The sequence below is a fragment of the Alteromonas nitratireducens genome (genome assembly GCF_040812025.1).
Taxonomy (GTDB): domain Bacteria; phylum Pseudomonadota; class Gammaproteobacteria; order Enterobacterales; family Alteromonadaceae; genus Alteromonas; species Alteromonas nitratireducens.
In genome coordinates this window covers 91,953-117,114 of sequence record NZ_JBFNPK010000005.1, presented here as the reverse complement: position 1 = coordinate 117,114, position 25,162 = coordinate 91,953, and the positions used below count along the sequence as shown (strand labels likewise).

At 54.3% G+C, this 25,162-nt stretch carries 25 protein-coding genes; 15 read left to right on the top strand and 10 right to left on the bottom strand.

The features are described from left to right. Positions 1-76: 76 nt before the first annotated feature. The gene (locus tag AB1N33_RS06575; protein ID WP_411270749.1) at positions 77-694 is read right to left on the bottom strand and encodes a trimeric intracellular cation channel family protein; all 618 of its coding nucleotides are present in this window, start codon (positions 692-694) and stop codon (positions 77-79) included. A gap of 365 nt (positions 695-1,059) precedes the next feature. Here AB1N33_RS06575 and AB1N33_RS06570 point away from each other — a divergent pair, with 365 nt between their 5' ends. Genes AB1N33_RS06570 through AB1N33_RS06555 form a run of 4 tightly spaced genes read left to right on the top strand, consistent with a single transcriptional unit; the run spans position 1,060 to position 6,302 of the window. Then, positions 1,060-1,992: a branched-chain amino acid transaminase gene (locus tag AB1N33_RS06570; RefSeq protein WP_411270748.1), complete on the top strand. Its 933-nt coding sequence runs from the start codon at positions 1,060-1,062 to the stop codon at positions 1,990-1,992. A 25-nt stretch (positions 1,993-2,017) separates the two neighbouring features. Continuing rightward, a complete protein-coding gene (ilvD, locus tag AB1N33_RS06565) occupies positions 2,018-3,868 on the top strand; it encodes a dihydroxy-acid dehydratase (protein WP_411270747.1) in 1,851 nt (616 codons plus the stop codon). Further along, a complete protein-coding gene (gene ilvA / locus AB1N33_RS06560; RefSeq protein ID WP_411270746.1) occupies positions 3,865-5,397 on the top strand; it encodes a threonine ammonia-lyase, biosynthetic in 1,533 nt (510 codons plus the stop codon). Before ilvD ends, ilvA begins: the two co-directional genes overlap by 4 nt. A 32-nt stretch (positions 5,398-5,429) precedes the next feature. Further along, a complete protein-coding gene (locus tag AB1N33_RS06555) occupies positions 5,430-6,302 on the top strand; it encodes a prenyltransferase (protein ID WP_411270745.1) in 873 nt (290 codons plus the stop codon). Between the two features lie 3 nt (positions 6,303-6,305). Here AB1N33_RS06555 and AB1N33_RS06550 read toward each other — a convergent pair whose 3' ends face one another. The 4 genes from AB1N33_RS06550 to AB1N33_RS06535 are packed head-to-tail and all read right to left on the bottom strand — an operon-like array spanning position 6,306 to position 10,882. Continuing rightward, complete coding sequence (locus AB1N33_RS06550; RefSeq protein ID WP_411270744.1) at positions 6,306-7,532, bottom strand: ABC transporter permease; 1,227 nt, start codon at positions 7,530-7,532, stop codon at positions 6,306-6,308. A gap of 10 nt (positions 7,533-7,542) precedes the next feature. Then, on the bottom strand, positions 7,543-8,856 hold the full coding sequence (locus AB1N33_RS06545) for an ABC transporter permease (RefSeq protein WP_411270743.1): 1,314 nt from the start codon (positions 8,854-8,856) through the stop codon (positions 7,543-7,545). A 13-nt stretch (positions 8,857-8,869) separates the two neighbouring features. After that, positions 8,870-9,571, bottom strand: coding sequence for an ABC transporter ATP-binding protein (locus AB1N33_RS06540; RefSeq protein ID WP_411270742.1), 702 nt, complete (start codon positions 9,569-9,571; stop codon positions 8,870-8,872). Positions 9,572-9,589: 18 nt separating this feature from the next. Beyond that, entirely contained in the window at positions 9,590-10,882 is a 1,293-nt protein-coding gene (locus AB1N33_RS06535) for an efflux RND transporter periplasmic adaptor subunit (protein ID WP_411270741.1), read from the bottom strand. 155 nt (positions 10,883-11,037) lie between these two features. Between AB1N33_RS06535 and AB1N33_RS06530 the strand changes: the two genes are divergently transcribed. The 4 genes from AB1N33_RS06530 to purT all read left to right on the top strand — a co-directional run bounded on the left by AB1N33_RS06530 (position 11,038) and on the right by purT (position 13,951). Then, a complete protein-coding gene (locus AB1N33_RS06530) occupies positions 11,038-11,427 on the top strand; it encodes a BlaI/MecI/CopY family transcriptional regulator (protein ID WP_411270740.1) in 390 nt (129 codons plus the stop codon). Beyond that, on the top strand, positions 11,420-11,581 hold the full coding sequence (locus AB1N33_RS06525; protein ID WP_411270739.1) for a hypothetical protein: 162 nt from the start codon (positions 11,420-11,422) through the stop codon (positions 11,579-11,581). Before AB1N33_RS06530 ends, AB1N33_RS06525 begins: the two co-directional genes overlap by 8 nt. A 25-nt stretch (positions 11,582-11,606) precedes the next feature. After that, on the top strand, positions 11,607-12,581 hold the full coding sequence (locus tag AB1N33_RS06520) for a TonB family protein (RefSeq protein WP_411270738.1): 975 nt from the start codon (positions 11,607-11,609) through the stop codon (positions 12,579-12,581). A 185-nt stretch (positions 12,582-12,766) separates the two neighbouring features. After that, entirely contained in the window at positions 12,767-13,951 is a 1,185-nt protein-coding gene (purT, locus tag AB1N33_RS06515; protein WP_411270737.1) for a formate-dependent phosphoribosylglycinamide formyltransferase, read from the top strand. 45 nt (positions 13,952-13,996) lie between these two features. On the opposite strand, the gene plsB is transcribed toward purT, so the two are convergent. From plsB to AB1N33_RS06495, 4 genes are all read right to left on the bottom strand, one after another. Further along, a complete protein-coding gene (gene plsB, locus AB1N33_RS06510) occupies positions 13,997-16,453 on the bottom strand; it encodes a glycerol-3-phosphate 1-O-acyltransferase PlsB (RefSeq protein ID WP_411270736.1) in 2,457 nt (818 codons plus the stop codon). A gap of 62 nt (positions 16,454-16,515) precedes the next feature. Next, on the bottom strand, positions 16,516-16,908 hold the full coding sequence (locus tag AB1N33_RS06505; RefSeq protein ID WP_411270735.1) for a DUF2177 family protein: 393 nt from the start codon (positions 16,906-16,908) through the stop codon (positions 16,516-16,518). After that, entirely contained in the window at positions 16,905-17,363 is a 459-nt protein-coding gene (locus AB1N33_RS06500; protein ID WP_411270734.1) for a GNAT family N-acetyltransferase, read from the bottom strand. Before AB1N33_RS06500 ends, AB1N33_RS06505 begins: the two co-directional genes overlap by 4 nt. Positions 17,364-17,427: 64 nt before the next feature. Continuing rightward, positions 17,428-18,219 (bottom strand): substrate-binding periplasmic protein, encoded by a 792-nt coding sequence (locus AB1N33_RS06495; protein ID WP_411270733.1) that lies wholly within the window; start codon positions 18,217-18,219, stop codon positions 17,428-17,430. Positions 18,220-18,359: 140 nt separating this feature from the next. On the opposite strand from AB1N33_RS06495, the gene lexA reads away from it, so the two are divergent. The 5 genes from lexA (at position 18,360) to AB1N33_RS06470 (ending at position 23,618) form a co-directional block, all read left to right on the top strand. Continuing rightward, positions 18,360-18,986, top strand: coding sequence for a transcriptional repressor LexA (gene lexA / locus AB1N33_RS06490; protein ID WP_411270732.1), 627 nt, complete (start codon positions 18,360-18,362; stop codon positions 18,984-18,986). Between the two features lie 375 nt (positions 18,987-19,361). After that, positions 19,362-20,489: a cytochrome c oxidase subunit II gene (gene coxB / locus AB1N33_RS06485; RefSeq protein ID WP_443983617.1), complete on the top strand. Its 1,128-nt coding sequence runs from the start codon at positions 19,362-19,364 to the stop codon at positions 20,487-20,489. Positions 20,490-20,498: 9 nt separating this feature from the next. Beyond that, positions 20,499-22,115 carry a cytochrome c oxidase subunit I gene (ctaD, locus tag AB1N33_RS06480; protein WP_411270731.1) on the top strand — a complete coding sequence of 539 codons (1,617 nt, stop codon included), beginning with the start codon at positions 20,499-20,501 and terminating at the stop codon, positions 22,113-22,115. Between the two features lie 12 nt (positions 22,116-22,127). Further along, the gene (locus tag AB1N33_RS06475; protein WP_411270730.1) at positions 22,128-22,718 is read left to right on the top strand and encodes a cytochrome c oxidase assembly protein; all 591 of its coding nucleotides are present in this window, start codon (positions 22,128-22,130) and stop codon (positions 22,716-22,718) included. A gap of 21 nt (positions 22,719-22,739) precedes the next feature. After that, positions 22,740-23,618, top strand: a complete 879-nt coding sequence (locus tag AB1N33_RS06470) for a cytochrome c oxidase subunit 3 (RefSeq protein WP_411270729.1) — start codon at positions 22,740-22,742, stop codon at positions 23,616-23,618. A gap of 8 nt (positions 23,619-23,626) precedes the next feature. Here the strand turns inward: AB1N33_RS06470 and AB1N33_RS06465 are convergent, their stop codons facing one another. Continuing rightward, positions 23,627-23,836, bottom strand: a complete 210-nt coding sequence (locus tag AB1N33_RS06465; RefSeq protein ID WP_411270728.1) for a DUF2909 domain-containing protein — start codon at positions 23,834-23,836, stop codon at positions 23,627-23,629. A 32-nt stretch (positions 23,837-23,868) separates the two neighbouring features. Here AB1N33_RS06465 and AB1N33_RS06460 point away from each other — a divergent pair, with 32 nt between their 5' ends. Together AB1N33_RS06460 and AB1N33_RS06455 are read left to right on the top strand one after the other, a co-directional pair. Beyond that, positions 23,869-24,570, top strand: coding sequence for an SURF1 family protein (locus tag AB1N33_RS06460; RefSeq protein WP_411270727.1), 702 nt, complete (start codon positions 23,869-23,871; stop codon positions 24,568-24,570). Next, positions 24,567-25,154 carry a redox-active disulfide-containing membrane protein gene (locus tag AB1N33_RS06455; RefSeq protein WP_411270726.1) on the top strand — a complete coding sequence of 196 codons (588 nt, stop codon included), beginning with the start codon at positions 24,567-24,569 and terminating at the stop codon, positions 25,152-25,154. Before AB1N33_RS06460 ends, AB1N33_RS06455 begins: the two co-directional genes overlap by 4 nt. Positions 25,155-25,162 lie beyond the last annotated feature (8 nt).

Below are 25,162 nucleotides of genomic sequence, written 5' to 3'. Positions count from 1 at the left end.
CGGACGACGTGTTTATGCGCTGGCGGTAAGATGAGAGGGAGAAGCGTGACGGCGCACCAGCCAGTCTCTAAGCAGGTTATGTCTGCTCATTATCGAATACCGGCAGATGCCAGTGCCAGCGCAACGCGCCCAGGCGCAGAAGGACGGTCGTGACCAGTGCTGCCAGACCACACATTTCAGTGGTGAGACCTGTATTCACGCCGATGCCATAAACAATGCCGCCTGCGATGCAGGTAATGGCATAGAGTTCGCCGTTAAGCACCAATGGTACTTCGCGACAAATGACATCGCGCAGCAGGCCGCCGAACACGCCGGTAATGGTACCCATGGCAATGGCAACAGCCATCGAGGTATCACCGGCAAGGGCTTTTTCGATACCGACAACATTAAACAGCGCAAGTCCGAACGCATCGGCAACCAGCAGATAATGGTACGGGAAACGTGGACTGATACGCAGCCAGATAACCGGGATCAGGGCGGCAATCAGTGTGGTATACAGGTAGTCTGTGTCAGCAATCCAGAAAACCGGCACATCCAGCATTACATCACGCAGCGTACCGCCGCCAATGGCGGTCGCGCTGGCCAGTACCACCACACCAAACCCGTCCATGCGCTTCTGATACGCCATCAGGGTGCCGGATATTGCACAGACTGCCACACCTGCAAGGTTCAGCCAGTGAAACCAATCAATCATGTAGACTCCTTAATGCCCCTGTCCTGCCGTTCTGCCAATGCAAATTACTTGATCCTGCGCCGAGTTTCATGCTATTTCTCTGTCCGTTGGCCGGTGGAGTAGCCACCACCGCCGATATGAGCCTGTGCTCACTACCGAACTTACAATGTCAGCACCACGGGTGGTGCCCACGTCTTCTCACACTGTATTGGTCCTGCAGACGAATGCACGTGTGTCGTTACATCTACTGTAAAGTATTGTGTCCGTCACGCTGATTGGACCGCCATTAAGTTGGGCGGTTTGTCGCGGTCATGTATTATTCGTCTCAGCAAATGACTGCATCGTGCGGTCTTTGGGTAAAAAATCCCTACAAGAAAGGAATAAACATGGCTAAGCAACCTGCACAATACATTTGGTTTAACGGTGACATTATTGACTGGAAAGACGCAACGGTTCACGTAATGACCCATGCGATCCACTACGGGTCATCGGTATTTGAAGGTGTACGTGCATATAATACGCCGGATAAAGGTACCTGCGTATTCCGTCTTCACGAACACAATCGTCGCCTGTTCGACTCAGCAAAAATCTATCGCATGACCATTCCTTACACACTGGAACAGGTTAATCAGGCAACGCTGGATATCATTCGTAAAAATAATCTGCAGTCTGCCTATATTCGTCCGATTGCTTACTACGGTGACATCGGTATGGGTCTGCAGGTGCCGTTTGGCACGGAGACCGAACTTGCGATTGCCGCGTTTGAGTGGGGGGCCTATCTCGGTGAGGAAGCCCTTCAGAATGGCGTGGATGCCGGAATTTCTTCATGGAACCGTCTGGCGGCCAATACCATGCCAACCGGCGCGAAGGCGGGCGGTAACTACCTGTCATCACAGCTGATTTCTATGGAAGCCCGTCGTCATGGTTATGGCGAAGGTATCGCGCTGGATCGTAACGGCTACATCAGTGAAGGTGCCGGTGAGAACATCTTTGTTATCCGTAATGGCGTGGTCAGCACGACCCCGCGCACAGCGGCCATTCTGCCAGGGATTACCCGCGATACCTGTATGACACTGCTGCGTGAAATGGGCTACGAAGTGCGCGAGGAAAATATTCCGCGTGAAGCCATGTACCTGGCGGATGAAGTGTTTATGTGTGGTACGGCCGCAGAAGTCACCCCGGTACGCAGTGTGGATGGCATCGATGTGGGTAATGGCGGCCGCGGCCCAATCACCAAGCAGGTTCAGGATATGTTCTTCGGCCTGTTCAACGGCAGCACAGAAGATAAATGGAACTGGTTAACGCCAGTGTATGAATAACCTTTAAACAAACAGGTCAGAGATTATGCCCAAGTTACGTTCTGCAACCACAACACAGGGAAGAAATATGGCAGGGGCGCGTGCCCTCTGGCGCGCCACCGGTATGAAAGATGCCGACTTTGGTAAGCCGATTATTGCCGTTGCCAACTCTTTCACGCAGTTCGTTCCCGGGCATGTTCATCTTAAAGACCTCGGTCAACTGGTGGCCCGCAGCATTGAAGACGCCGGTGGTGTGGCCAAAGAGTTCAACACCATTGCGGTGGACGACGGTATCGCCATGGGGCACAGCGGCATGCTGTACAGTCTGCCGTCGCGCGAAATTATCGCCGACTCGGTTGAATATATGGTGAATGCCCACTGCGCGGATGCGCTGGTGTGTATTTCCAACTGCGACAAAATCACCCCGGGCATGCTGATGGCGGCAATGCGCCTGAACATTCCTGTGGTGTTTGTCTCAGGCGGGCCAATGGAAGCCGGCAAAACCAAACTGTCAGATAAGCTGATTAAACTCGATCTGGTCGATGCCATGGTGGCTGCCGCCGACGATAAAGTCAGCGAAAGTGACAGTAATGAAATTGAACGTTCAGCCTGCCCGACCTGCGGCTCGTGCTCAGGGATGTTCACGGCGAATTCCATGAACTGTCTGACGGAAGCGCTCGGGCTGTCGCTGCCGGGTAACGGCTCGTTGCTGGCGACCCACGCGGACCGTGAGCAGTTGTTTATTCAGGCTGGTAAGGTGATTGTTGACCTGTGTCAGCGCTGGTATGGCAATGATGACGCCTCTGCCCTGCCCCGTAATATTGCCAGCTTCGAGGCATTTGAAAATGCCATGAGTCTGGATATCGCCATGGGCGGTTCGACCAATACCATTTTGCACCTGCTGGCAGCTGCCATGGAAGGGGATGTGCCGTTCTCAATGAGCGATATTGATCGACTCTCGCGCAAGGTGCCGCATCTGTGTAAGGTGGCGCCGTCGACGCCGCAGTATCACATGGAAGATGTGCACCGGGCGGGCGGCGTGCTTGGGATCTTAAGTGAACTGCGTAAAGGCGGGTTGCTTAACGAGTCAGTACATCATGTGCTGGGTAAGCCGCTGGTCGATGTGATTGCGGCATGGGATGTGACTCGCAAGGATAATGAACGTGCGCGTGAGTTTTATCGCGCCGGTCCGGCGGGGATCCGCACCACCCAGGCATTCAGTCAGGACTGTCGCTGGGACACCGTAGACGATGATCGTCAAACAGGCTGTATTCGCGATATGGCTCATGCTTACAGCCAGGACGGCGGGCTGGCAGTGCTGTACGGTAACCTGGCTGAAAACGGATGTATCGTTAAAACGGCGGGTGTTGATGCCTCCATTCTGACCTTTAGTGGCCGGGCACGTATTTATGAAAGCCAGGATGACGCGGTTGCCGCAATCCTGGGTGATGAGGTGCAGGCCGGTGACGTGGTCATCATTCGTTATGAAGGGCCCAAAGGCGGTCCCGGCATGCAGGAAATGCTGTATCCCACCTCGTACTTAAAATCCAAAGGGCTGGGTAAGGCCTGTGCGCTGGTCACCGACGGCCGCTTCTCGGGCGGAACCAGCGGATTGTCAATTGGTCACTGCTCACCCGAAGCGGCCAGTGGCGGTGGTATCGCGCTGGTGGAGGATGGCGACCGGATTGATATCGATATTCCGAATCGTACGATTAATATTGCGATCAGCGATGCCGAGCTGGCCGCGCGTCGCGAGGCGATGGAACGTTCTGCCAGACCATGGCAGCCCAAACAACGTGACCGCCAGGTATCGCTGGCCCTGAAAACCTTTGCGGCGCTGGCCACCAGTGCAGATAAAGGCGCGGTACGTGACGCATCTAAGCTGGATGCACTATGACCATCAGTGATCACGATTACCTGAAAAAGATCCTGCTTGCGCCGGTCTATGACGTTGCTGTGAACAGTGATCTGGTGACGCTGTCGCGTTTGTCAGCCGAGCTGGGTAACGAGATTTTTCTGAAACGGGAAGATCAGCAACCGGTTAAGTCGTTTAAATTACGTGGTGCCTATAACCGTATCTGTTCGTTGAGCGACGAGCAGCTGGCTGCTGGTGTGATTGCGGCATCGGCGGGTAACCACGCGCAGGGACTGGCCTACAGTGCTCATATGCGGGGCATCAACGCCACCATCGTCATGCCGGAAACCACCCCGGACATTAAAGTCGAAGCGGTACGCCGGTTTGGCGGCAACCACGTCACTATCGTACTGCATGGCACCAGTTTTGATGCCGCTAACGATCATGCCAAAGCCTTGTGTGACACCCACGGTTATACCTATGTACCACCGTTTGATAATCCCGACGTGATTGCGGGTCAGGGTACGGTGGCACGTGAACTGCTCGAGCAGAACCCGCATATCGACACGTTGTTTGTGGCTGTCGGAGGCGGAGGACTGGCAGCTGGTATCGCGGTGTATCTGAAGCAATTAAAGCCGGATATTAAGATCATTGCTGTTGAGTCGGACGAATCAGCCTGCTTTAAGGCTGCGCGCGAGGCCGGCAAACCGGTGACCCTGCCCACCGTGGGTATTTTCGCCGATGGCGTGGCAGTGCGGACCATGGGAGAAGAAACGTTTCGCCTGTGCAACCGCCTTATTGATGACATCATTACTGTCAATAACGACGAGATTTGTGGTGCTATCAAGGATATTTTCGACGATACCCGGGTGATCGCAGAGCCGGCCGGGGCACTGTCGGTGGCCGCCATCAGAAAGTATGTGAAAACCCATAATGTGCAGGGCAGAAAACTGGCCGGTATATTGTGCGGGGCCAATATTAATTTCCATACCCTGCGCTATGTGTCTGAACGCTGTGAACTGGGCGAGCAGAAAGAAGCGGTGTTTGCCGTGAAAATCCCGGAACGGCCGGGGGCGTTTAAACAGTTTTGTGAGTGCGTGGGGAACAAAGCCATCACCGAATTCAATTATCGCTACGCCAACGAAAGTGAAGCGCATATTTTTGTTGGCGTGAAGCTGAAGGGCGGTCAGGCCGAGTTTGCCGAATTACAGGCCGACCTGGAGTCACGCGGCTATGCCTGTTTCAACCTGTCTGACAATGAACTGGCGAAGCTGCACGTACGACACATGGTAGGTGGGCGCCCACCCACTATCCTGAACGAACAGGTGTTTGCGTTTGAGTTTCCGGAGCGTCCCGGGGCGCTGCTTAACTTCCTTAACACGCTGGGTGAGCACTGGAACATTACCCTGTTCCATTACCGTAATCACGGGGCCGCCGAGGGACTGGTGCTGGCCGGGTTTGATATACCGCCTGACAGCCGGGCTGATTTTGATGATCATCTGGCACGACTGGAATACACGTTTGTTGACGTGACCAGCGACCCGGCCTACCGTTTCTTCCTGTCACACTGAAGACGATGACAACGGCCACCGTTATCAGGACTATGCGGCCGCCATTTTTGCTGCTGGTGGCCAGTTGTTTGTCATTGCCTGTGGCCTATGCGCACTATACCGGCAGCGACTGGTCCCCGCTGTCCCTGCTACTGATTGTACTGGCATCGCTAAGTGCACATATCGCTGTCAATATGCTCAACGAGTACCAGGATTTCTGCAGTCAGCTTGACATACATACCATCAAAACGCCGTTCAGCGGAGGCAGTGGTGCACTGATTGATGCGCCCGGCCGATTGCGTACCGTGTGGTGGACGGCATGGCTGTTTGTCTCGCTGACTGTCATATGCGGCCTGATCCTGATAGCGCTGCAGCCCGGTCAAAGCCTGATGTTATCGCTGCTTGGCCTGGCGGGCGTGGGAATTGTGGTGACCTATACCCCGTACATTAACCGCTCGCCCCTGTTGTGTCTGATGGCGCCCGGGCTGGGGTTCGGTCTGATAATGGGGTTTGGCGCTTATCTGGCGCTGACGGGCATGGCGGACCAGACCATGCTGGCAGTGTCGGTCATCCCTGCACTGCTGGTCAATAACCTGCTGCTGCTCAATCAGTTTCCTGACCGCGAGGCCGACAAACAGCATGGCCGGCGTCACGCTGTGGTGGTGTATGGTTACCGCGGTGCGGCAGTTATCTATGCGCTGCAGTGGGTCGTCCTGATTGCCATGCTGTTTATGCTGACGACGCAGGGCGGACTACCACTCAGTCTGCAGCTGGCCGCGCTTGCCGGCGTCCCTGCCGCCGTTATTTTTATGCGGGCATTGCGTTTCGAAGAGACCACGCCGCACTTTTTGACGGCGATGGGGATGAATGTACTGCTGACGCTGACACTGCCTGTCTTGCTCGCCGTCTGTCTCTGGGCTGGCTGAACCTTATACCGTGCGGGTAGCCAGTGCCGGTGGTGTCTGTGCGGCGCGCCAGGCGGGCGCAAGTACCGCCGTCTGTCCAATCACCAGTAATACGGCGATACCAACCGGAATGTAGTACCAGTCCAGCGCGTTCTGGCTGAACAGTTCCACCATCGCCATGTTAAGTGCAATCGTCAGGGCGCTGCCCACGGTAATGCCGGCGACACAGATAATCAGGTTCTCCAGCATAAAATACCGCATGATAGCCTGTCGGCTCGCGCCAAGCGCCCTGCGCGTGCCAATCTGCTTTCTGCGACGGTTGACGTTAAAGCTCGTCAGACCGACGATCCCCAGTGCGGTAATGGTGCACAGCAGAACCATCACAATCGTCAGCAGGTTAATCATGGCACTGTGACGGCGATAGCTGCGTTCACGCGTATCGGTCAGTGTATGCACATTCCGGATAATGCGGTTGGGGTAAGCATCGGCCAGAGTCTGCTCCAGGCTGGCCATCAGTGTATCCCGCATACCCGGCTCGGTACGGATATAGTAACGGTACGACGGTGTGGCCATTTTCTCGGGGGTCAGCATGGCATGTTCAAGGCGATCCCAGCCGATCCACGGCGCCTGCAGTTTATCGATGATGCCAGTAATGATGACCGGTTCATCGTTACCGATATACACCGTTTTCCCAACAGCGTCGGCATACGGAATATCCTCAAACAAGGCCTCTGCCAGTGCGCGCGTGATCATTGCAACCGGTGGCCAGTCGCTTTGGTTTTGCTCGCGCCAGCGAATATCGCCAGGGGTAAAGTTTTTACCCGCAATCACCTCAACATCCAGCGCGCGCACAGCGTGATCATCGACCAGATAATTCGCGGTGCCGATGCCTTCGATGTCGTCACCGGTTTCGGTGGCAAGACTCATCGACCAGCCGCCGCCGCTGATGGGGATGGCGTTAATCTGAATCGCGTCAATCACCCCTGGCGTGCTGCGAATGAGACGTAAATCTTCCTCAATCACGGCTTTGGGCGCGAACTGACTGCCAAATCCGGTGGAGGTGAGATAGAAGCTGTTTGCTTCATCGACACCGGACGCTCTGTCCATCAGTGCGGCCCGCTCCACAATAATGAAAATGGCATTAATGACAATGGTCATAGTGATGGCAATTTGCAGCGCGATCAGCAGTGCGCCAACCTTGTTGCGCAACAGCGCACGCACGATAGGGCCAATTTCCCAGTTAGTTTTCATGCTGCACTCCTTATTGTGTTTTCAGCTGGGTGGCAGGGGCGATCAGGGTTGCCCGCCATGCCGGATAGCAACCAGCGAGAATGCTGGCGGTGATAGACAGGACAATAGCCATGACGACCATAGTGACGTCCAGATGCACCATATTTTTCACGAAGTCGCCGTACAGTACTTTAATGCCCTGCAGCCCCAGCAATGTCAGACCCAGCCCGGCAAGGCCACCGCCCAGTCCAATCAGGCCGGTTTCTACCAGATATTGTGAAAAAATGGCGCCGCGGGTGGCACCGACTGCCCGGCGAAGCGCAATGTCGCCGGTGCGCTGTGAGAACTTCGACAGCAGCAGACCAATGGTATTGAGGATGCACACCAGCAGAAACAGCAGTGCAACCCACATCATGATTTGTGCGTCGTCGGCGACAACCTGCTGGTATTCCATCCATTCCATGACATTGCTGAGGCGGTTGTTCATCGGACGCTCGAAACGGCCCAGTGCTTTTTGTTCTGTCACGTAGCTGTTCAGGAAGTCGAGATACGCCGCTCTGTCGCCATTGCCCGGCAATTCAACCCACATCTGGAAGTTCACACACTCTGACTGCAGGAATGCGGTGAAACCTTCCCCTTCGGGCGATTTCCAGCAGTTGGTGTTACCGCCGTTGGGCAGTTCGAGCTCACGTTTCATGTAAAACGGCATGAACACATCCTCGGTTTCCTGGAAGGCCCCGTTCACCACATCATAAAAACGCGGTACCAGAACCCAGTCATCCAGCACACCGACTACCCGGAATGTCTGCCCGGCTACGGTCAGTGACCGCCCGACCGAGTTTTCACCCCCGAAGACCCGATCATTGGTCGCCTTACTGAGGACCACCACATACGCGGGGTCGGCATCATCCTGACTGCCCCAGCCACTGCCATACAGAAAGGGAGCATTGAACATAGGAAAGAAGTCAGCAAAACTCAGACGAATCTGTGCCATAAACGGATTGATATCCGCATCGGCCGGCTCGACAACGGCACCGGTGGTCGCCATCGCGGTCTGACGGCTTGCGCGTCTGGCTTTCATCAGGTTAGTGGCATCCGTCCAGGTCAGCTGATCCGGTGGCTGATTCGGCTCTTCAAACGGCGAGTATGGATCCCAGTTATCTAACTGCACATAGTAAAGCTGGTCACTCTTGGTAGGGATGGGGTCGGACGCCATAACGTAATTTACCGTAATCGTGGTCATCGACGCGCCAATTCCCAGCGCAATTGCCAGCATCATCAGGGCACTCAGCCACGGATTTCGCTGCAGGCTTTTTAATGCCAGTCGCAAATAGTAGGCAAACATGGTGAGCTCCCTTTTACTGACCGGCGACAGCACGGATAGGTTGTGCGTCGTCGTCACGGCATACCTGACCGTCTCTGACAAACACATTGTGGGAGGTTTGCGCGGCCATCTCAGGGTCGTGCGTAACCATAATAATGGTGGTGCCCTGGCGGTTAATGTCTTTAAGCAGCTCCATGACGCTGGCGGCCATTTTACTGTCGAGGTTTCCGGTTGGCTCATCGGCCAGCAGGAAGCGCGGCTCACCGGCCAGCGCGCGGGCAATTGCCACGCGTTGCTGCTGTCCACCGGAGAGCTGAGACGGCAGGTGCTTCATGCGGTTCGCCAGCCCTACCTGTTCCAGGCTTTCCCTGATGCGCCGGTCCCGCTCTTTTGAGGACAGGCCACGATAGCGCAGCGGGACATCCACGTTATCGTACAGGTTCAGGTCCGGGATCAGGTTGAAGCTCTGAAAGATAAATCCGATTTTTTCATTGCGTAGCTGACTACGGGCGCTGTCCGACAGACCGGACACGTCCTGCCCGTCCAGTGTATAGGTTCCGCCGGTGTAGGTTTCCAGCAGGCCGGCTATATTCAGAAACGTGGTTTTGCCGGAACCGGACGGGCCGGTCACCGAAAGAAAGTCTCCTTCGTCCACCTGCAGATTAAAGTCGCGCAGGGCATGGGTTTCTACCAAATCAGTACGAAATACCTTGGTCAGATTGGTCATGGTTAACATGGGCGTTCCTTATCGTCGTTATTGGGTAATAGATACGGCATCAGCGCCGTCAAACTGGCCGGTTCCCGAGACGATAATGCGATCGCCGGGCTGTAAGCCTTCAGTAATTTCCACGGCGGCCAAACTGCGTGCGCCGGTTTTAATTGGGATCCGGTAGGCCATATCGCCGTCTACGCGATAAGCAATGCGCCCGGCACCACTTTCCAGAAACTGGCCGCGTTGCACCATCAGCACGCCCGGTTTGTTTTCCATCAGAATACGGGTGGTTAGCCGTTGATTCTGGCGCAGGCCCACCGGAATACTGCTGATGGCCTCGCCGTCAGCATCAAAACGTACCCGTCCGGTGACCTGATTGTTTTCAATTTCCGGAGAAATGCTGATTAGCGTCGCAGGATACAGGTCGCCGTTAAAGCTGACCTGGGCGGGCATGCCAATGGCGAGATCATCGGCGTAGCTTTCGGGGATACCCACTTCCAGTTCGAGCTCGGTCAGATCCACCACGCTCATCAGCGGTGCATTTTTGTCTACCTGGTTACGCTGCTCGACACTCAGGTTGCCGACGATGCCGGTAACCGGTGAGCGCAGCACCAGTGCATCAACCTGGCGTTGCAGCTCTTTGACTTTGAGCTCCTGGCGATTACGCTCGTGTTCACTGCTTTTAATCTCAAATAGCAGGCTTTCCTTATTGAGCTCGGCATCTTTCACCGCGTGGGCGTGAACCAGTCTGGCGTTGTGCAGATCATCCTGCGCCTTTTCAAAGTCAATGTTGCTGATGGCGTTACTGGCGTAGGCTTTGTCGGCCCGGCGCTTTTCACGATCGGCGGCGGTCAGCGTGACCTGGGCCATATCCACCGCTTTCTGATCCTCCAGCATCAGCTTTTTGGCCTGAATACGCTGACGCTCAACGGCGACGGCAAGCTGCTCGAACCGGGCCTGCTCCTGCTCCAGCTCATTGGTCAGCAGCGGACTGTCGATGACCGCCAGCACATCGCCGCGTATCACTTCCTCTCCGGCTTCCACACGTAAATCCACCACGCCCTGGGCGGGGCTGTACACGCGAGGACTGGCAGCGGCAACTACCCTGCCTTCCACCGAGAGATCACGCACCAGGTCGCCCACGATGACCTCAGCAACGCGAATGCGATCGCGGGGCACAGAGGCTTCACTGGCACTCCACTTACTCAGCGCAGGCATGACAAAAATCAGCAGCATGACCAGCACAACCGGGATCAGCCATATAACGGGTTTGCGCCAGGCAGGGCGGGGGGCGGCTAACAGCGTATCCTGGCCGCTGGTGTCAGCAATAGGCATAACAGGGTATTCCCTTAATCAGTGAGACTATGGGTATGTCGAGGGGCCGGTGAGAAAAGTTTAAATAATGTTAATAAGAAACTTGCACAATTGGATTACAGGTGTAATCTTTTATTTAGACTACAAATGTAATCTTTAATGAAAAAGGCGATGGAATGAGCAAACAAGCCACCAAAGACATCTCCAATGCGGAGTTTGAAGTGCTCGATGTACTGTGGGATGACTACCCGGCAACCTCTGCCGAGATTGTTAAGCGCCTGAAGCAGCACAAAGACTGGCACGAAAAAACCGTGAAAACCCTGCTTGGCCGGCTGGTAAAAAAAGGTGTACTGGCATATGACAAACAGCAGCGGCAATACCTTTACCATCCGCTGATTGCGCGCGAAGAGTATACCCGCGAGGAAACCGAACACTTCGTCAGCCGGTTGTTCAAGGGGAAGGTGGCGCCTATGGTGGCTGGCTTTGCCAATCGGAACAGTCTGTCTAAACAGGATGTCGACGAACTTAAGGCGCTGATTAAAGCGTGGGAGCAGGACAATGACTGACTGGCTTATTCAGCAGCAGGGCGTGCTGTCTGTTGCACTGATACTGCTGCTTGTTACAGACCGCCGGTTAACCGGGCAACTCGGGGCGGTATTCAGCTATCGGTTGTGGTTGCTGGTACCGCTAACCCTGCTGCTAAACAATCTGCACTTTTAGTGCCACGGCGCTGTCATCGGCCGGCGTGACCCGCTATGTGGTCGGTATCACCCCGACCCTGTCGGTCAGCCAAACCAGCCTGCCGATACTACTCTGGGCTGCCGGCGCACTGGTGCTGACAGCCTTCTATGCGGCGCAGTATGTACGGCTGCGGCTATCGGTTGGTGCCAGCTATTCCGAGGCTGACAACGTCTGTTATTCCTCGGCCGTTTCATCGCCCGTGCTGTTTGGTTTTGTTGCCCCAACCATTCTGGTGCCAGCTAACTTTACCTCGCTGCTCACGCCAGCCCAGCAAAAACTGGTGTTACAACATGAGCAAACGCACTATCGGCACGGCGATCATTTATGGAATACGCTGGCCCTGTGTATCACGCTCGTATTCTGGTTTAACCCACTGGTCTGGATAAGTTTGCGTGCGTTCCGCTGTAGTCAGGAAATGGCCTGCGATCACGCCGTAATGAAAAGCGCCGGCGAGGCTGACAAGCTTCGCTATGCCACCGCGCTGGTCAGCTGTGCTGAGCAGGCATCACTTTCACACCACCTGTACGCCCCGTTTGGAGAAAAAAGCACTATGTTAAAACGACTCAACACCATTAAGCGCCCGGTTACGACCCATCGTCTGGCAGGCGCCGCCACATTGCTTGTTGCCGCGCTATTCACCGTGAATACTGCCCTGGCAACACAGCCGGCAACGGCCGCTCCTCAGGCCAAAGTGAACGAAGCCACACCCGTAGTACGGGTTGACCCGACTTATCCGGAGCAGGCGGTCAGTGACAACCTGGAAGGCTCGGTGACTCTGCGATTTGATATTACCGAGACCGGCGCAACCGACAACATTGAAGTGGTGTCATCAGATCCGGCTGGCGTGTTTGATGAAAGCGCACAGGCGGCACTGGCACAATGGCAGTACAAACCGCGGATCCAGGGTGGGCAGGCACTGCGTCAGACCGGTCTGCTGGTCCAGCTGGACTTTCGTCTGGGGCCACAAGCCGCGGAATAACCTTACCGCTACAGCAAAAAGCGCGCTTCGGCGCGTTTTTTTATTGGGGCGCATGGTGAACGTCTTCCGGTCAGCCAGACGACGCTTTCCTGATGGGCAAAAAGTGACTATGGTACTAGGCATACACAAGTCTATCCGTCTGAACGGACAGACTTGTCACATGATGACAGCCAACAGGAGAAGTTATGACAGCCATAGGTACCCCTTTTTCAGCGTCGGCAACCCGCGTGATGCTGCTGGGCGCGGGCGAACTGGGTAAAGAAGTCGCCATTGAACTAAAGCGCCTGGGCTGTGAGGTCATCGCCTGTGATCGCTATGCTAACGCGCCGGCGATGCAGGTTGCCGATCGCGCGCATGTTTTTTCGATGCTGGATGCGCAAGCGTTGCGTCAGGTTGTCGAGCAGGAGCAGCCCGCACTGATTGTGCCGGAAATTGAAGCCATCGCGACGGCTGAACTGCTGGCGCTGGAACGTGAGGGGTTTAAAGTGGTACCCAGCGCCAACGCAGCACACACCACCATGAACCGGGAAGGCATACGGCGACTGGCCAGTGAAACCCTGGGCCTGACAACGTCAGACTACCGCTTTGCTGACACGCTTGACGATTTTACGCGTGCGATTGAGGACGTTGGGCTGCCCTGTTTTGTCAAACCCATCATGAGTTCCTCCGGCAAGGGCCAGTCGCGTGTTACCGATGCGTCGCAGATAGCCAGTGCCTGGGACTATGCCCAGCAGGGCGGACGCGCCGGTCGTGGCCGGGTCATTGTCGAAAAGCAGGTGGATTTTGATTTTGAAATTACTTTACTGACGGTGCAGCACCGCGATGGTGTGACCTTTTGCGATGCGATTGGGCATCGTCAGGAAGATGGAGATTACCGCGAATCATGGCAGCCTCAGGCGATGTCGCCACTGGCACTGGAAAGGGCAAAGATCATCGCAGATGAGGTGACCAAGGCGCTCGGTGGCTGGGGACTGTTTGGGGTAGAGCTGTTCGTCAAAGGTGACGAGGTGATTTTTAGCGAGGTGTCTCCGCGCCCCCATGATACCGGGCTGGTGACACTGATTTCCCAGTCGCTGTCTGAGTTTGCGCTGCATGCCCGTGCGATCCTGGGACTGCCGGTACCATCAGTTGACAGTTACGGACCGAGTGCCTCGTCGGTGCTGCTGGTGGAGGGAAAATCAACACAGGTGACTTATGATGCGCTGCCCGAGGCTCTCAGTAAGCCGGGGACCGATCTCAGGCTGTTTGGTAAACCCGAGGTGAGTGGGCGGCGACGCATGGGCGTGGCGCTGGCAACAGGCAGCAGCGTAGAGGAAGCGCGCGACAAGGCCTGTTTCGTCAGCAATACGATTAGGGTAACGTGCGGTTAAATCGGGGCTGACGCTGTCCCGGCGTAATGCCGGGACAAAGTGCACTTACTCGGCAGCGTGGTGCAGCACCACGTTTTCAAGATGCTGGGTAATTTCCGGCCACACCAGGGCCCGAACATCTTTGCGCAGTGCTTCACACTCTTCCGAATATTTCAGACTGCCGTCGGCCGCGGTATCAATCCAGTGGTTCTCACGTAGCGCATTGATAAAGCTCGACAGCACGTTTTTGTCGTAAAACTCGGGTGAATTCAGGCCAAACAGCGACGACAAACGCTCGGCAACCTGACGGCTGGTTTTTTCCAGCGTGGCCCGGCTGATCAGTTTTTCATTATCCAGGATGGTCAGAACCACCGCATATCGCTGGAAAGTTTCCTGCATACAGCGGCTTAGTAGCCAGGCGGAATGGAAGGTTCTGGCGTGCGCATCCGGCGGCGTAATGTAGCGACCGCGTTGCTGCAGCAAGCCGCGCTCTTTCAGCGCCGCAATCAGTGATTCGCTGTAGGCCAGCGCCTGATCCTGTGTCATGTGCAAAAACAGTTCACGCTGCAGCAGCGGGTACAGCGCCGCAACCAGCTGCAGGATCTGGTTTTTCTCAATGGTGCGGTGTGCAAACACCGCCGCCATCACCAGACCTGGCAGGGCAAACATGTGCAGAATATTGTTACGGTAGTACGTCAGGAACACCGCGGACTTTGCCTGCGGGCTGATGATGCTGCCATAGTCGTCTTTTTCTACGTCAAAACGGTTCAGGCGAAGCGTTTCATCGAGCATCTGCCGGGCAGACAGATCGGGTACCGTGGCGTCATCGCTGAAAGGAACAGCGCGCAGCAGATGAAGAAAATCGGCCAACGCCTGCTTTAACTCACCTTCACTCATGGTCTGGGTTTTTGATGACAACAGACACAGCGAGGTCAGCGCCATACCGTTGATGGCGGCAGAGCGGTTAATGCGGGTCATCACATTGTTGGCCAGTTCGTTGACCACCGGGGTCAGCCAGCCGGGCTTTTTGTCAGGATCTCCCTCGCGGCTGTCACGCCAGTCAGGCACCTGCTGGTCAAGAAACTGCGCCAGTGGCAACGGCTCACCAAAGTTAACGTAACCGTGGCCGTAATTTTTCAGTTTTCTGATGGCCGAAAACACCTGCCAGTTTGACTCTTTCTTTTTCACCGATCCTTTGAGTTCACTCAGGTAGCTTTTCACTTCCATCACGTTCTCATAACCAATATAGACTGGCACAATGCTGACCGGACGATGAATGCCTTTCAGCATGGCCTGGACGGTCATGGCCAGCATACCGGTTTTTGGCGGGATCAGTCGTCCGGTGCGGCTGCGTCCACCCTCAGGGTAATATTTTACCGAGTAGCCCTTATTAAACAGCAGTTCAAGGTACTCGCGAAACACTGCGGTATACAGCTTGTTGCCGGCAAAACTGCGGCGCAGGAAGAAGGCCCCGCCGCGGCGGAACATTTTGCCAACCGGCCAGAAATTCAGGTTGATGCCGGCGGCAATATGCGGTGTAACCATGCCCTCGTGGTAAATCACGTAAGTCAGCAGCAGATAGTCCATGTGGCTGCGGTGGCAGGGTACATAGACAATTTCATGTCCATTCGCCGCCAGTTCGCGCACCCGTTCTGCATGGCCCACACTGATCCCGTTATAAATTTTATTCCAGATGCGGGTGAGCAGGCGATCGCCAAAACGGATAAGGCCTTCACGGTAGTCAGCCGCAATTTCTTCAATGTATTCCTGGGCTCTTGCGCGGGCTTCGTCCTGACTGATTTTTTTGCTTCGAACCTCTTCTGCCAGCGCACGGCGAACCGCATCCGAACCCAGCACGCTGTTATTCAGTTCCTGACGTTCAAGCAAAGTGGGGCCCGTCAGACTCTGGCGTTTACGGTGAAAGTGAGTGCTTGCTACGCGTACCAGTTTGTGGGCAATTTGCTCGTCGCTACCACGTAATCTGGCCATCGTGCGTGCGGAAACGGCCTTGCTATAGCTGATAAAGTTGTCACGACCTAAAAACAGCACGATAAAGAATTTTCGTAGCCAGCTTGGGGCTGCACGGTCTGCCAGCAAATCGCCAAAACCGGGCTTGCCTTTACCGGGGGCCCGCCCCCACGAAACAAACACCGGTACCACCTGCAGCTCAAGCGACTCATTATCGCGGTGCAGGTGAAACAATTCACTGAAGATATCCTCAATCCCCGTGGTGCCGGAAGACTGTCGGAACAGTGGCTGGGTTTTACGTAAAAACAGTGTTGACGGGTACGATTTCCCCGCCAGCATCAGTGAATCGGTCGGGCTGGGGAGTCCCAGTGCTGAGGTCGACATTTTCAGTGCCAGCTGATCCGTGATCGAGTTATTCGCCAGCAAATAAATGATCGGTTTGGATTTATCGATTCCCAGTTCTGATTCAACATTCACCGGTATACTGTGGGCTCGGACCAGCCACCTGACCGGGTAATGGAACAGCGACAGCAGGGTTTTTCGCATCCACGACATGAAAGACAAATTCCTGTGCAGTTAAAACCGGCAAAGTGTAGCACACTCGGCGCCCGGATATATCATCTCGCAGCGATATGCCCACTGACAGCCAGTAATGCGGTTGCCACCGTACCCCAGGCCAAATCGACCAGTGTCATGCCCAGAGGCCAGTCACTGATGATGGCATAGCCGGTCAGGTTGTACGTGCCGTATGCTGCGGCACCAAGCAGAGCGCCACGGCCCAGGCAGGTCAGCGAGGTCTCCTGACGTTCAGGATTCACCGCCAGTCCCACGACAGCGGCGCTGTAACCCAGATAAAACACAACCCACGGCCAGGTAATAAACGGGTCGCGCAGCAGCGTACTGAACGCATCGCGGTACCAGTCCATCGCGACAACGCCAAGCCAAACGCCATCAAGCAGGGCGAACATAAACAGCACGGCCAGGTAAGCCTTAAGGTAACGTTTGCTCATAACGGGCGTCGCATTTCCAGTGTATTTCTCTGATACCCGGCGCGTTCATAGGTGCGGATGGCGGTGTCGTTGTCTGCAAAGACGTCCAGGCGCAGTTCGTCCAGGCCCATATTGCGCGCCTGGTCTGCGAGGGCGTCAAGTACGGCGCTGGCCACGCCTTGTCCGCGGAACTCGGGGCGGGTAAAGATGAAGCCCACATAGCCGTGAAACGCATGTTCCAGATAGGCTTTGGACGCACGCTTTTGCACGTAGCCCGAGCCGATCAGCGTGGCGTCATGTTCCGCAACCACAATGCGCGTGTCGGGATCGTTCAGCAGCAGTGCAAGGTCATAATACTGATAATCGGTTTGTTTCCGGCGCGGTATATAGCACTCCTCTGCTCGGATAATTCCCCGCTGAAACCCATTCAGAACGGGCAAATCTGCTTCACAGGCCAGACGACAGCGAACAGGCATAACAAATATCCTCGTTGTAATTTTTTTAGGGCTCAGTTGCGTATCAGTCAGTAAGCGAATTCGATCACTTTTTTGTCGGGTCAGAACGAGCTGAAGACAGCCCCCATTTTTGCATAATGGCATCGAAGCGGCCACTGGCCTTAATCGCTGCCAGACTGTCGGTGATGTGTTTCACCATTTGTGGTGTCGTGAGGTGACCGGTGGCCATATCCAGAGTCAGATTGAGCGGCACAACATTGTAAACTTCTCTTACCTGGTTCGGATCAAAGCCTATGGACTGGATTTCATACCGCTCGGTCATCAGATTCGCCAGCACCATGTCAATCCGGCCTGTGAACAACAATGTCCATAACTGCTCGGTGCTGTGTGCCAGGACCAGGTTGTTGTTTTCGGTGAAGCCCTGTTCCAGCAGGTAACGCGCTGAGCCATAGCCGCGAATGGTGCCAACCCGGTAGCGGCGGGCATCATCAAGATGTTGAATTATCAGATCGTGGCGTGAAGACAGAGAAATGAGCGACGCGCGAACATCCTGAATTTTACCCAGCCACTGGAACTCGGTTTCACGCAGTGGCGTGCGCAGTACCGACATCAGGATGACATTCGGATGCTGTGTTGCCTCATAATAGGCGCGTGCCCAGGGTAGATGCTCAATGGTCGCGTCCAGTCCGGCATCGGCAATCAGGGCATTGACGAGATCGATACTGGCGCCCTGTTCTCTGCCCTGCTCATCAACCCAGTAAAAGGGGGCCGACACTTCGCCATAAAAGCGCACCTTGGTTGCTGCGCCGGCCATGAAAGGCGCGCTGCAGGCAAGCAATAACAGTAATAACAACGACAACGCTCGTTTCACTGCCACTCTCACACTGATGATGTTGTGTACCTACGCTACCGCTTTGTGTGTAAGAAAGTGAATCTTAGTTTGTCAGTGACAAGCGCTTGCCATTTTCGCTGCCCTCGCTATACTGCGCAGTAACTGTATAGAAAAACAGGCTGTTTATGCGTCCACTTACCCCCCGTCAAACTGAAGTACTCGAGCTGATCAAAACCACCATGCAGGAAACTGGCATGCCGCCAACCCGTGCTGAAATTGCCCGTCAGCTTGGCTTTAAGTCAGCCAATGCTGCCGAAGAGCATCTGAAGGCGCTGGCACGCAAAGGGGTAATTGAAATGATGCCCGGTCGTTCGCGTGGTATTCGTCTGAATATGGAACTGGACACCGATGTGGAAGAAGAACAGGGGCTGCCGTTAATCGGGCGTGTTGCCGCTGGTGAACCCATCCTTGCACAGGAACACATTGAGGCGCATTACAAAGTCGATCCCGAGCTGTTCCATCCGCACGCAGATTTTCTGTTACGGGTGAACGGCATGAGCATGAAAGACATTGGCATCATGGATGGAGACCTGCTTGCGGTGCATCGCACCACTGACGTGCACAACGGTCAGGTTGTGGTGGCGCGGGTTGACGAAGATGTCACCGTGAAGCGACTTGAGAAACGCGGCCGTGAGGTGCTGCTGCATGCTGAGAATGAAGAGTTTGCTCCGATCAAAGTCGACCTGGCAACCCAGCCGTTCAACATCGAGGGCATTGCGGTTGGCGTTATCAGAAACGCTGACTGGATGTAACCTGATACGCTGCCGGCCATGATCCCCCTGCCGGCAGCGCTTTATCTCCTATATTTCCCTTTGTTTTATTAAGCCAGTACCTCCCAGGTATGAAAACAGACTGCACTGCCGTTGTGCAATGTCGCGCTACTTTCCCCCTGATTGATTAAATATTCGCCACACTGTCGGTTTTTTAACAGAAAAAGCTAGACTCACCTTTCACTTTGCGTAATTCTTAGTCAGTAGTTAACAATATAATAACAAAGGCTAAATCTAATTTTTACAAAAGCCTGACGACATTCATTTTTAGGGGATATTCGGGAGCAAGTGCGGCCGGATTACCCATCACGGAGGTGCTGAGTGAAACGACTGATAACGAGTGTTCCTAAGGGAATCATGGCCTGCTTTGCGTTACTGGCTGCACTGCCAGCTTTTGCGGCGGATACCGCAGGTGGCGACAGCGCACTGAACCTGCGCCAGGGCGCGACGGATATCAGCGGCCAGGTGTATGACCTGCACATGCTGATGTTTGCTATCTGCGTGGTTATCGCGGTCGTGGTGTTCGGCGTGATGTTCATTTCTATTTTGCTGCACCGCAAATCACGCGGGCATAAACCAGCGAATTTTCATGAAAGTGTGAAAGTGGAAATTGCCTGGACGGTGATCCCTTTCCTTATCCTTATTTTCATGGCGGTGCCTGCGGCACGCACACTGATTGCGATGGAAGACACCGAGAACCCGGATATGACCGTGCTGGTCACCGGTTCGCAGTGGAAGTGGCACTACAAGTACATGGACCGTGACGTCGAATACTACTCGTTACTGGCTACCCAGCGCGAACAGATTGAAAACAAGTTCGCCAAAGGCGAAAACTATCTGCTTGAAGTGGATCGCCCGCTGGTCATTCCAACCGGTAAAAAAGTGCGCTTCCTGATCACCTCTGACGACGTTATCCATTCCTGGTGGGTGCCTGACTTTGCCGTGAAGAAAGACGCTAACCCGGGCTTTATCAATGAAGCCTGGACCAAGGTCAATGAACCCGGTGTTTACCGTGGTCAGTGCGCAGAGTTGTGCGGAAAAGACCATGGCTTTATGCCCATTGTTGTAGTGGCGAAAGAACCGGCTGAATTTGAAGCCTGGATGGGTGAGCAGGAAGAAATTGCCCGTCAGGCGAAAGAAGAAGAACAGCGCCTGCTGGCGATGAGCATGTCAAAAGAAGAGCTGATGGAAGTGGGTGAACGGGTGTACAACGCAGCCTGCGCGGCTTGCCATATGCCGAATGGTGAAGGGTTGCCGGGCGCATTCCCGGCTCTGAAAGGCAGCAAGATCGCGACAGAAGACATTCCCGGTCACATTGATATTGTACTGCACGGCAAGTCAGGGACTGCCATGCAGGCGTTCGGCAACATGCTGAGCTTAAAAGAAATTGCCGCTGTGGTGACTTACGAAAGAAACGCCTGGGGTAACAACACCGGCGACGTTATTCAGCCTAAAGATGTGAATGCTGTAGCCACCGGAAAATAGGAGAACGTCATGAGTAAAGCGACAGATACCATTACGCCGGATACTGCGGCGCACAGTCACGATGATCACGACCATCATGATCATATTCCAAAGGGCATAACCCGATGGCTGTTTACAACCAACCATAAAGACATCGGTACACTCTACCTGTGGTTCGCCTTCATTATGTTTCTGGTGGGCGGCGCCATGGCGATGGTCATTCGCGCCGAGCTGTTCCAGCCGGGCCTGCAGATTGTCGACCCTAATTTCTTTAACCAGATGACCACGGTGCATGGTCTGATCATGGTATTTGGGGCAGTTATGCCAGCCTTTACCGGTCTGGCGAACTGGCTGGTACCTATGATGATCGGCGCGCCGGATATGGCATTGCCGCGCATGAACAACTGGAGTTTTTGGATCCTGCCATTCGCGTTTTTGATCCTATTAAGTTCGCTGTTTTTTGAAGGTGGTGGTCCGGCGTTCGGCTGGACGTTCTATGCGCCGCTGTCAACAACCTACAGTGGTGACTCCACCGCGCTGTTTGTGTTCTCGGTTCACATTATGGGTATCTCATCCATCATGGGTGCCATCAACGTGATTGTGACCATTTTCAACATGCGTGCACCGGGTATGACCTGGATGAAAATGCCGCTGTTTGTGTGGACATGGCTGATTACCGCGTTTCTGCTGATTGCGGTAATGCCGGTACTTGCTGGTGCGGTCACCATGGTGCTGACCGACAAATTCTTTGGCACCAGCTTCTTTGATGCAGCGGGTGGCGGTGATCCGGTCATGTTCCAGCATATTTTCTGGTTCTTTGGCCACCCTGAGGTTTACATCATGATTCTGCCAGCGTTTGGCATTATCTCGCATATCGTACCTACGTTTTCACGCAAGCCGCTGTTTGGGTATGCCTCAATGGTGTATGCCACCGCCTCCATCGCGCTGTTGTCATTCATTGTGTGGGCGCACCATATGTTCACTACGGGCATGCCGCTGTTTGCCGAGATGTTCTTCATGTTTGCAACCATGCTGATATCGGTGCCCACCGGCGTTAAGGTGTTTAACTGGGTAGCGACCATGTGGCGTGGCGCCTTGTCCTTTGAAGTGCCTATGCTGTTTGCCATTGCCTTTATTGTACTGTTTACCATTGGTGGCCTGTCGGGTCTGATGCTGGCGATTACGCCGGTCGACTTCCAGTACCACGATACTTACTTTGTGGTCGCGCATTTCCACTATGTGCTGGTAACCGGTGCGGTATTCTCCATTATGGCGGCGGTGTACTACTGGCTGCCAAAATGGACCGGGAAAATGTACGACGTGACGCTGGCGAAATGGCATTTCTGGTGTTCGCTGATTTCGGTCAACGTGCTGTTCTTCCCAATGCACTTCGTTGGCCTGGCCGGCATGCCACGCCGTATTCCGGATTATTCGCTGCAGTTTGCTGACTTTAACCAGTGGATTAGTCTGGGTGGTTTTGCCTTTGGCCTGTCGCAGCTGATTTTCCTGGTGCTGCTGGTCAAAGCCTGTAAGAAACAGGGTGAACCGGTGTCCGATCAGGTCTGGGAAGGTGCGCATGGTCTCGAGTGGGAAATTCCGTCTCCTGCGCCATACCATACGTTCGAAACACCGCCTGTTGTGAAATAAGCGGTCGCGTGTATGTCAGCAACGGCGAATCAAAACAATAAACTGGTCATAAAGCTACTGCTGGTGGTAGTGGGGATGTTTGGCTTCGGGTTTGCGCTGGTGCCGCTGTATGATGTCTTTTGCGACATCACCGGCATCAACGGCAAAACCGATAATCAGGCTGCCTCCTATCAGGCTGTGGAGATTGATCCGTCGCGTGAGATTACCGTTGAGTTTATTACACGCACCAACAGCGGCATGCCCTGGGAATTCCGGGCTGAAACCCAGCGGGTGAAAGTCCATCCGGGAGAGCTGAATACGGTGTCGTTTTATGTACGCAATCCGGCAAATACCGACATCATTGCACAGGCTATCCCGTCCGTTTCACCAGGGCAGGCGGCCCTCTTTCTGAACAAAACCGAGTGCTTCTGCTTTAATCAGCAACCGTTGTCTGCAGGGGATGAAGCGACATTGCCCATGCAATTTTATGTTGATCCGCAAATACCAGAAGACATTCACTACTTTACCGTACAGTACACATTATATGACGTGACCGCCCGCGCCGATAAGCTGACGCCGGGGAACAATCCGTACCTGACGCAACCGGCAACCAGCGGCAAATAATAAAGGGCAAAGGAGAACATCATGCAGCAATCTTACGAACGCTATTACGTACCTGCACAGAGCATCTGGCCAATTGTTGGTGCGGTCGCTCTGTTTCTGATCGCCGTCGGCGCAGGCAATTTTGTGATTGAGTCGACCAAAGGTGAGCCTGGCTATGGCGGGTATATTTTGTCAGCCGGTATCATCACTCTTCTGGTCATGCTGACCGGCTGGTTTAAAAACCAGATTGATGAGTCAATGAGCGGGCTTTACAGCGCGCAGCTTGGCCGCTCTTACCGCCAGGGAATGAGCTGGTTTATTTTCTCTGAAGTGATGTTTTTCGCCGCCTTCTTCGGCGCGTTGTTTTATGCCAGAGCCATTGCGGTGCCATGGCTGGGCGGGGCGTCGAATAATGCGATGACAAATGAAGTGCTGTGGCCGGGCTTTGAAGCCATGTGGCCGCTGGTTGCGACACCCGGCGGGACTGAAACCACAGCGATGAGTGCAGCAGGTCTGCCTACCATAAACACCATTATTCTGCTGGTGTCGTCGGTTACCCTGCACTTTGCTCATGTCGGGCTGGAGCAGAACAAACGCAAACAGCTGACACTGATGCTGGGCGTCACGATTTTACTGGGACTGGCATTCCTTACCCTGCAGGTTGAAGAATACATTCACGCTTACAACGAGCTGGGACTGACCCTGCAATCAGGCGTATATGGCAATACATTCTTTATGCTGACGGGCTTCCACGGCATGCACGTGACACTCGGTACGATTATTCTGATTGTGCTGTTTTTCCGTGTGCTGAAGGGGCATTTTACGCCGGACAACCACTTTGCCTTCCAGGCCGGTTCCTGGTACTGGCACTTTGTTGATGTGGTGTGGGTAATGCTTTACCTCTTTGTTTACGTGCTCTAGGGCACGTATCAGTAAGGCCGGGGGTTGGGTGTTATCAGTCCGGTACCGATTGCAATAAGAATAATCAGAACAATCAGTGCCGACGTTAATACCCTTCTGCCAATATATTTGCTCATAGGACCGTCATTCGGATCGTTTCTCATCATTACCCGCATCGCTCTGAACAAATTAAAAATCATATAAATAACCAGAGCGACCAGGATAATTTTTATAATCATATTGACCTCACTTGGAGTGCGCTGAGTTAACAATGCCGTTTCTGAATCTGAAGAAACTCATTGCTGTCATTATTATCATTGTGTGCGCCGCCACTATGATGATGCTGGGTTTCTGGCAGTTAGACCGCATGGAACAGAAACAACGGCGTCTGGACAGCATAGCGCAAAAGCAGGCTGAGGAAACCCTCGATATTACGGACGCAGTAAAATTCACCGACCCACGTGATGTTCGCATACGAATGACCGGTACGCCGGATACCGATGCCGTGCTGCTGCTGGATAATCAGATTGTTGATGGCCGTCCCGGTTACGATGTGCTGGTGCCGGTCATGACAAACGTAGGCTGGGTGCTGGCGAATTTTGGCTGGGTAGCCGGGTCTCCCTATCGCGACCAGCTTCCCGAAGTGGTGCTGCCGACCGCCATGCAGCAGTTTACCGGTGTCCTCACCAAGCCGACTGAAAACCCCATGGTGCGTGAAACGGTGGCGACGGCTGACACGTTTCCCCTGGTCATTCAGAAAATCGACAGTGCACATGTCAGCACCCTGCTGAAACGTTCTGTCTTGCCCTATGTTGTTGTACTCACTGAGCAAAGTGATGCGTTTATCAGGCGCTGGGAGCCCGTGGTTATGCCACCGGAAAAACACCTGGCCTATGCCGTGCAGTGGTTTGCACTGGCGGGGGCAGCACTGCTCATTGCTTTTTTCGCCGGAGTAAGAAGGAAATCACCGTGACTGAACATATTTCATCCCCTGACCAAGCCCAAAAAACACGGTCGCGTAAAACCCTGCTGTTGGTGCTTATGGCGTTTATTGTGCCGGTTATTCTGGCCAAACTGGCGTTGGAGCAGGACTGGTTTAACCGCGCGTCAACGAATAAGGGCACGCTACTGACACCGACACTGGACTTATCGGAACTACTCAGCGAGCGCGCCCCTAAATGGCGACTGCTGTATGTCATACCGTCTGAGTGTGATGCCGTGTGTGAGAATGCGCTGTACAGCCTGCAGCAGGTCTGGCTTGCACTGGGCCGTGAAACGGACCGTGTTGAGGCACTGACTCTGTCCCTGGACACCAGTGATCAACGTGCCGTTAAAAGCGTCGATGCCGCGCCAAATATTCAGCGCCAGCCGGTGATGAACGAAAATGTAAATAAATTGTTTAATGGTGTCGGCAGCGATGGTATTTTTATCGTAGATACGCAAAACAATGCCATGCTTCACTTCAATGTGGTTGCGGATAAGGAGCAGGCGGTCATGGAAAGCAGGGATATCCTGTCAGATATTAAAAAATTGTTAAAGCTGTCCCGTATCGGGTGAGGGATCTA

What these genes read in the sequence shown, in the direction of transcription:
- AB1N33_RS06575 (WP_411270749.1), bottom strand. Translation starts at nt 694, where the DNA reads ATGATTGATTGGTTTCACTGGCTGAACCTTGCAGGTGTGGCAGTCTGT.
- AB1N33_RS06570 (WP_411270748.1), top strand. Translation starts at nt 1,060, where the DNA reads ATGGCTAAGCAACCTGCACAATACATTTGGTTTAACGGTGACATTATT.
- ilvD (WP_411270747.1), top strand. Translation starts at nt 2,018, where the DNA reads ATGCCCAAGTTACGTTCTGCAACCACAACACAGGGAAGAAATATGGCA.
- ilvA (WP_411270746.1), top strand. Translation starts at nt 3,865, where the DNA reads ATGACCATCAGTGATCACGATTACCTGAAAAAGATCCTGCTTGCGCCG.
- AB1N33_RS06555 (WP_411270745.1), top strand. Translation starts at nt 5,430, where the DNA reads ATGCGGCCGCCATTTTTGCTGCTGGTGGCCAGTTGTTTGTCATTGCCT.
- AB1N33_RS06550 (WP_411270744.1), bottom strand. Translation starts at nt 7,532, where the DNA reads ATGAAAACTAACTGGGAAATTGGCCCTATCGTGCGTGCGCTGTTGCGC.
- AB1N33_RS06545 (WP_411270743.1), bottom strand. Translation starts at nt 8,856, where the DNA reads ATGTTTGCCTACTATTTGCGACTGGCATTAAAAAGCCTGCAGCGAAAT.
- AB1N33_RS06540 (WP_411270742.1), bottom strand. Translation starts at nt 9,571, where the DNA reads ATGTTAACCATGACCAATCTGACCAAGGTATTTCGTACTGATTTGGTA.
- AB1N33_RS06535 (WP_411270741.1), bottom strand. Translation starts at nt 10,882, where the DNA reads ATGCCTATTGCTGACACCAGCGGCCAGGATACGCTGTTAGCCGCCCCC.
- AB1N33_RS06530 (WP_411270740.1), top strand. Translation starts at nt 11,038, where the DNA reads ATGAGCAAACAAGCCACCAAAGACATCTCCAATGCGGAGTTTGAAGTG.
- AB1N33_RS06525 (WP_411270739.1), top strand. Translation starts at nt 11,420, where the DNA reads ATGACTGACTGGCTTATTCAGCAGCAGGGCGTGCTGTCTGTTGCACTG.
- purT (WP_411270737.1), top strand. Translation starts at nt 12,767, where the DNA reads ATGACAGCCATAGGTACCCCTTTTTCAGCGTCGGCAACCCGCGTGATG.
- plsB (WP_411270736.1), bottom strand. Translation starts at nt 16,453, where the DNA reads ATGTCGTGGATGCGAAAAACCCTGCTGTCGCTGTTCCATTACCCGGTC.
- AB1N33_RS06505 (WP_411270735.1), bottom strand. Translation starts at nt 16,908, where the DNA reads ATGAGCAAACGTTACCTTAAGGCTTACCTGGCCGTGCTGTTTATGTTC.
- AB1N33_RS06500 (WP_411270734.1), bottom strand. Translation starts at nt 17,363, where the DNA reads ATGCCTGTTCGCTGTCGTCTGGCCTGTGAAGCAGATTTGCCCGTTCTG.
- lexA (WP_411270732.1), top strand. Translation starts at nt 18,360, where the DNA reads ATGCGTCCACTTACCCCCCGTCAAACTGAAGTACTCGAGCTGATCAAA.
- coxB (WP_443983617.1), top strand. Translation starts at nt 19,362, where the DNA reads ATGGCCTGCTTTGCGTTACTGGCTGCACTGCCAGCTTTTGCGGCGGAT.
- ctaD (WP_411270731.1), top strand. Translation starts at nt 20,499, where the DNA reads ATGAGTAAAGCGACAGATACCATTACGCCGGATACTGCGGCGCACAGT.
- AB1N33_RS06475 (WP_411270730.1), top strand. Translation starts at nt 22,128, where the DNA reads ATGTCAGCAACGGCGAATCAAAACAATAAACTGGTCATAAAGCTACTG.
- AB1N33_RS06470 (WP_411270729.1), top strand. Translation starts at nt 22,740, where the DNA reads ATGCAGCAATCTTACGAACGCTATTACGTACCTGCACAGAGCATCTGG.
- AB1N33_RS06465 (WP_411270728.1), bottom strand. Translation starts at nt 23,836, where the DNA reads ATGATTATAAAAATTATCCTGGTCGCTCTGGTTATTTATATGATTTTT.
- AB1N33_RS06460 (WP_411270727.1), top strand. Translation starts at nt 23,869, where the DNA reads ATGCCGTTTCTGAATCTGAAGAAACTCATTGCTGTCATTATTATCATT.